The sequence below is a fragment of the Streptomyces tateyamensis genome (assembly GCF_003205575.1).
Lineage (GTDB): Bacteria > Actinomycetota > Actinomycetes > Streptomycetales > Streptomycetaceae > Kitasatospora > Kitasatospora tateyamensis.
The window spans coordinates 104,348-110,347 of sequence record NZ_PYBW01000004.1; the positions used below are offsets into that span (position 1 = coordinate 104,348).

Below are 6,000 nucleotides of genomic sequence, written 5' to 3' on the forward strand. Positions count from 1 at the left end.
ACGACCATGATAGGTCGTAATGGGCACACACAGCCGCGAACCGTCCAACGCCCCCACCTGGGGGCACACGTTCGGGTGACAGCCGCGACCGGCGAGCGCTCCGCGGGACGCGGATTGCTAAGCTCGCAGGGCGACTCGACCCTGATGGAAACCACTTCTCTACGGTGACAGTTGCATTTGGGGCAGGTCCGGGGCGCTATCCCGGACCTGCCTGCTTCTGTGCGGCTACCCGCTCACCGGGACCCCCTCGGCGCTCTGCGGGGCCAGCCGGTAGTAGACGTGCTTCTTGCCCGGTTCCTTCTGCCGCACCAGCTCACCGTTGCGGATCATCGTGTTGAGCGCGCCTCGGATCCGGCGCTGGCCGGGGACGCCCAACTTGGCGCACAGGTCCAGCGCTGACCACCAGCGGTTCGGCGCGTCCAGCATCAACGCGATCACCCGCTCCCGCTTGGTCGGCTGCCCAACCACCATGTCCTCGCCCTCCGGTGAGGAGCCGTCGAGTCCGGTGACCGCCATGCCGCCCAGGGCGTGGTCGGCCTGCGCCGCCAGCCACTCGGCGCCATCGGCGCCCTGAGGGGCGGCAGCGGTCTCCACGCCCGGCAGGAGAAGCACTCTGTCTCCTGGGGTCCGCTCCGGCCTGTGCGCCGCACTGCCGGACACGGCAGGTTCGGGGGCAGGTTCGGCAGCCGGGGGCATCGGTGACGTGGGAGCGGAGCGTGGTCCGGGAAGGGTGATCGTGCGCCACAGTGGCTCGCTGTCCACGACTTCGCGCACGGTGTCGATCATCGCGCCGAGGGTGCGGACCCGCTCCTCGGCGGCCTCCCGCTCCTGTACCAGCAAGGCGAGAAGATCGGGAGGGGAATGGTGGGTGAGGGCCTCGGCCCAGGAAACCATGGAAGCCACAGCAGGTGACCTTAGTGACCTTGGACCCTGCACTCCTAACCCAGGGTAACTAATCCACCCCAGGGAGTGAACGAAGGCAGTGCCTCAAACGTCCTGCAGGGAACCGGATCTGACAGGCGACAGTTGGATAAGCCGCAGTTCAGAGACCTGATCGCGCCGGTAGGAGAGCGCCCCTGTACCGACCAGGGCCGCATCCACCCAGGGCGTGTTTCCGCTCAGATTCCGCAGGCCCTCCTCGAGATCCGCAGGGGAGGGGTTCAGCGGCACTGGGGTTCGCGTGGGAGCATCGTCATGGCGTCGGACAGCACCGTCCCTGTCACCAGATCCCACGTGCGGTGGGTTCATACGGCACGTCGACGACCACGGGACCGCAGCACTGTGTGTCGGCCCGCGTGATCCAGGGCCAACTCCTGTATCTCCTGCGCACGTTGTGGGACGCCCTGTCGCCGACCCCGGTCAACGTCTTGAGAGCATGATCCGCCTCGCGATGATCTCCAACCTCGCGAAACGAGCAACGGGCGAACCACCATAACCTGGCACAATCCATGAACTACCACGCATCCAAGCAGGACGTCCTCTGAGGTGGGTTAGTGAGTGGCGAGGGCTTGGATCGTGTCCAGCGGGACTCCGTGCAGTCCGTTCACTGCGGCACGGGTGTAGGAGTCGCTGCCCGGGATTTCAGCGAGGGGGCCGGTGAAGGGTGTGCTGGTCAGGCCGGTTGTGTTCCAGCACCCTGCGGTGCTGAGGATGACTTGGTTGCCGACTACCGGGGCAACGCTCATGGTGGGACCCGTCAGGAAGCCGCCACTGGGCTGAGGCCAGATGATCGCGAAGAGGCTGCCATCTGTGGCCCAGAGCGCGCCGGCGTCCGCGCCGGGGATCGGGCCGGATGGACCGTGCGCACTGTTGGCCCAGACGTGACTGCCGGACGCCATGCTGGGGCCGCTCAGTGTGTGGACGTCTGTCAGCTGCATCTCGGCGTACGGCAGACCCTCTGGACCGGTGTGGCCGGTCAGGGTGCCCTTCGCGACGATGATCGAGGCGCCGCGCCCTCGTGCATCCGCGAGGGTCCGTTCCATCGGGTCGCTGGCGCATCCAGATGCGCCCGAAAAGGCAGTGGGTGTCGTGCTGGGGGTGCTGATTGCGGTGGGTCGGCCAGTGGTGCCGGCGCCCGCGCCCAGCACGATGATGCCCATCGCCAGGGCGGCTGCGGCGCCAACAGTGAGAGCTCGTTTCGTGGTTCGACGCCTGCGCTTGGACTGCAATGCGGCGAGTACGGCCGCTTGGTCTGGTGCGTGGCCGGACAGGGCATCGGTGAGGTCGTTCACATCCACGGGCTCAGCCCTCCTGGGTTGTAGGTTGTGCGGGCAGCCGAAGGACTGCACGGGCCTGGGACAGATGGGACCGTACGGTGGCAGGCGTGCAGCCCAGTGCCTCTGCGATCTGCTGATCGTCCTGGTCGAGCAGGTAGCGCATTACTACGGCTGCCCGTTGGCGCGAGGTCAGCTGGGAGAGCAGCCGGTCGACCTCGTCCTGGCGTACCACGGCCTCGCTCGCATCCGGGCCTGCCCTATCGAGGACGCAGGTGTCCGCGGTGGGGGCGGTTCGCCGACGTGCGGTCTTGCGCCGCTCCGAGAGGTAGGTGTTGACCACGATCTGCCGCACGTAGGCGGCCGGCCGTTCCAGCGTGGAGACCTTGCGCCAGCGTGGGACGAGGGCAAGGAGTGCATCGGACAGGACATCCTCGGCCAGGTACGGATCGCCTGTCAGCGCACCTGCGAAGCGGCTGAGCCCCGGTAGCTCAGCGGCGAGGAAATCGTCGAGTGTCAAGATCGGGTTGCCTTCTGTCGTGCCGCGCGGGAGGGCGTACCAGAAGAGGAACGCCATGGCCCCGCCCGTTTGTGCAGCGGGCGGGGCCGAAACCTCATGTCGTTGCCGGTCCGGCTCAGCTCAGCCGGTGACCAGGGATGCGCCAGGAATGGAGTTGACGATCGTGCGCATGGAGGTGAAGAGCACCTGGGTGCTGCAGATGTTGCCGCCGTCGTGGACAGGGCCGCAGTTGGACGCCGGACTGCCGACTGCTTGGATCATGCCGGCGGCGTACACCTGGCCGTCGCCGGCGAGGGTGAAGACCGGGCCGCCGCTGTCGCCCTGGATCGCTGCGATCTGACCGCCTGTCTGCTGGGTCGCGAGGATGTTTGTGACGGCGCCGTAGCCGTCGTTGAAGCTCACGGCCATCGAATTGACCACGATGTTGCAGTGCACACCGGAGTTGCCGCCGCTGGTGCACACTGGGGTGCCGAGCCCGACGTCGCCGAAGCCCACGACGGTCTTGTGGTAGCCGCTCGGATCGTTGTAGGCGCCGTCGAACATCAGCGAAGAGCCACTCTCGGTCAAGACCCGCGCAGCACCGTCGCCCGAAAACAGCTTCCCGGTGCCGTACGTGTTGGTGCCGTCTCGATCGTGGTATCCCTCGGCGATGCAGTGCCGGGCAGTCGTGGTGTAGTTGGACCCAGACAGACCGATGGAGAAACCCGTGGAGCAGGTGCTGCTGCCGCTGAGCATGTAACCGCCCGCGTTGAAAGGCGCGTTGTCATTGCTGCGGGTGGCGGCGGCAGGGGTCGCCTCGCCACCGGCAACGACCTTGACCGCCACGTCGCCCGTCTGCGTAGCTAGTGAGCGAACGGCCGCTGAGCGGTTGGCCGTCGGGGCGGTATAGGAACCATTTACCACGATTCCGTCGTAGTCCGCGGTCACACCCGCTATGTAGGAGATCTTGAAGCCGGCCCACCCGCCCGCACGCGCCTGTTGCCACGTCGTGTCGATGGCGGCCTTGAGCTGCTGCAGACTGTACTTGCGCTGCTCGAACTTCACCGTGATGCCACGGGTTGCGGCTTCCCGACGGGCCTGCTCCTGCAGCGGTGAGTTCCCGTGCCAGAGCAAGGTCATCGACAGGTTCGCGGCGTCGTGAACGGACTCTATGAATCCGCTCTCGTTGATCCCAGGCCGGGCGATGAGCCACGCCTTGAACGCTTCCAGCTTCCGCTCGCGGTCAAGAAGGGGACCCTGCTGCTTGATGTAGGAGTCGAGGACGGATCCACCGGTGCTTACCGACCTCGTATCAGTTGAAGGGCTGGCGTCGGCCAGTGCCGGTGCGACAGATGCGGCCAGGGCTGTCAGCCCGCTGAGGGCGACGACAAGAGAAGTTCGTCCCCAGTTGCGCGAATTTTGGGCCATGAACTGATGTCTCCAACTGCTAGAGGATATAAATTCGCACCGACAGGGGCGAATATCCCCGAGAGTCAGACCGCCCCCAGTCGGCGGCTATTAACCTACCAATCTTCAGGGGTGAGGCAATGCAAAATCACCTTGCACAAGGTTGTGCACCGTAGCCGCGCAAATGCACCAGAACGGGCAGGGAGGGAGAAATGTGGCCGCCAGGAATTGGGGCATTTGGGCAGTATTGTGATGCCTTGCAATGCCTTGGGACTGGGCGACAAGGGGCCGAAAGCACGATTTTTCCGACTTCATAACCGTCGGTGACCTATTGTGATTTGCGTCACGGCTGGCTTCGGCTCCTCGGCCGATAACTCAGCCCGAATCCACCGAGCTGATTCGATGGTGATCGTTTCGGTGGACTTTTCGGGGTGACCGGCTGGAGGGTGTGGGGTGTCCGCTGGTCTGCCCAGCTCTTCCACGTCTGCTCCGGTCGGGCCCTGGCGGGCGAGGGTCGGGTCGGCACTCAGGCTGGTGGTGCGTGGGCGGCGTCGAACAGGGCGGTGAACGGCTGCTGCCAGGGCCAGCGGTCGGGCAGATGAAGCGTCAGTCGGCGGGCCGAGCGGGCAAGGCGGGCCGGGACGTTGACCAGGTGCGCGCGCAGGGTGGCGGTCGTCGCTCTGGCGTGGAAGGCACCGGCGAGGGCTCCGGCGGCCCGCAGCAGGTTGAACGCGATCGCCCACAGGGTCAGCCACGCGTTGTTGGCCTGGAAGCTGCCGGAGGGCAGGTGGGCGAGCGGCCCGGACTTGCCGTCCGCGATGACCTGCTCGATGACGGCGTGCCGGCGGTGCTGCAGCTCGGCCTGGAGCATCTCGAAGGGGCTGTCGGTGAAGACGGGGTGGTAGCGCCAGGCGGTGAACAACTCGCCCTGCCCTGATGCCACTTCGCTGTTCAGGCGGCGGACCCGCCGCACGATCAGCCGCGCGGTGACGTGCTCGGCCTTCTTCCGTCCGGTGAACGCCGTGTACTCCACCTCGGCGACCTCGGCATCGGACACCAGCTCCCCGGTGTCGGGGTCGACGAACGCGTCCGGGTAGCGGATCGCCGTCCACGCGGTCTCGGGAATCTGGCTGATCGCGGCGGCGACGGAGGGGTTCATCCGCACTGTGAGCGAGAAGCGGGCGCCCGCACGGCGGCAGGCCGCCGCCACGTCGGCGTTGTAGAACTGGCTGTCCGCCCGCACCACCACGGTCCCCCTCGCGCCCGCCTGCTTTGCAGCGGCCAGGGCCTCGGCGGTGAACGGGCCGGCGCCCCGCGCGTCGGCGGCCTTGCCCCGCCGCAGCCGGACCGCGGCGATCACCGGCCGGGCCAGCGGCGTGGAGAGGGTGGCCAGGATCGGGTGCAGGGTGCGGACACCCTTGAACCTGCCGACCTCGGCGCCTTGCTTGGCGCGCCCGTAGACCCTGCGGTGGGTGGGGTCGATGTCCACGAACGCCACCTTGTCCGCGCCCGGCAGCAGCGGCGTGGTCCGCGCCAAGCGGGCGAGGAAGTCACGGTGCACCGCGTGGAGTTGACGGTTGTGGCCATGGGTGAACGAGCGTAGGAACGTGCCCAGCGTCGACGGCGCGCGCACCCCGCCGAACAGTCGGCTCATCGCGCCGAGCCGCAGCCGCTGTGTGTCGTCGATGGAGTCGGCCCCGGCGCACATCGCGGCGACCAGCGTCATCGCCTTGGCTCCCGGGTTGGCGCCGCCGCTGTTGCCGGCGCTGTCGATCCGCAGCCTCTCCTTGACCAGACCGGACAGGCCGACGCGCTCTGCCAGGCGGACCATTGGGACGAGCCCCGCGTCCGCGACCAGGTTCGGCTCGTCGAACGCGGCGA

General features: G+C 67.3%; 5 protein-coding genes. All 5 read right to left on the bottom strand.

The window, feature by feature from the left end; genetic code table 11:
* Nucleotides 1–225: 225 nt before the first annotated feature.
* Nucleotides 226–612: a hypothetical protein gene (locus tag C7C46_RS00665; RefSeq protein WP_110664538.1), complete on the bottom strand. Its 387-nt coding sequence runs from the start codon at nt 610–612 to the stop codon at nt 226–228.
* A gap of 878 nt (nt 613–1,490) precedes the next feature.
* Nucleotides 1,491–2,237, bottom strand: a complete 747-nt coding sequence (locus tag C7C46_RS00670) for a hypothetical protein (RefSeq protein WP_146258943.1) — start codon at nt 2,235–2,237, stop codon at nt 1,491–1,493.
* Between the two features lie 4 nt (nt 2,238–2,241).
* Nucleotides 2,242–2,790, bottom strand: coding sequence for a sigma-70 family RNA polymerase sigma factor (locus tag C7C46_RS00675; RefSeq protein WP_110664540.1), 549 nt, complete (start codon nt 2,788–2,790; stop codon nt 2,242–2,244).
* 63 nt (nt 2,791–2,853) lie between these two features.
* Nucleotides 2,854–4,140, bottom strand: a complete 1,287-nt coding sequence (locus tag C7C46_RS00680; protein WP_110664541.1) for a chymotrypsin family serine protease — start codon at nt 4,138–4,140, stop codon at nt 2,854–2,856.
* A 505-nt stretch (nt 4,141–4,645) separates the two neighbouring features.
* A partial coding sequence (locus tag C7C46_RS00685; protein ID WP_220040528.1) for an IS1380 family transposase occupies nt 4,646–6,000 on the bottom strand: 1,355 nt, incomplete at its 5' end.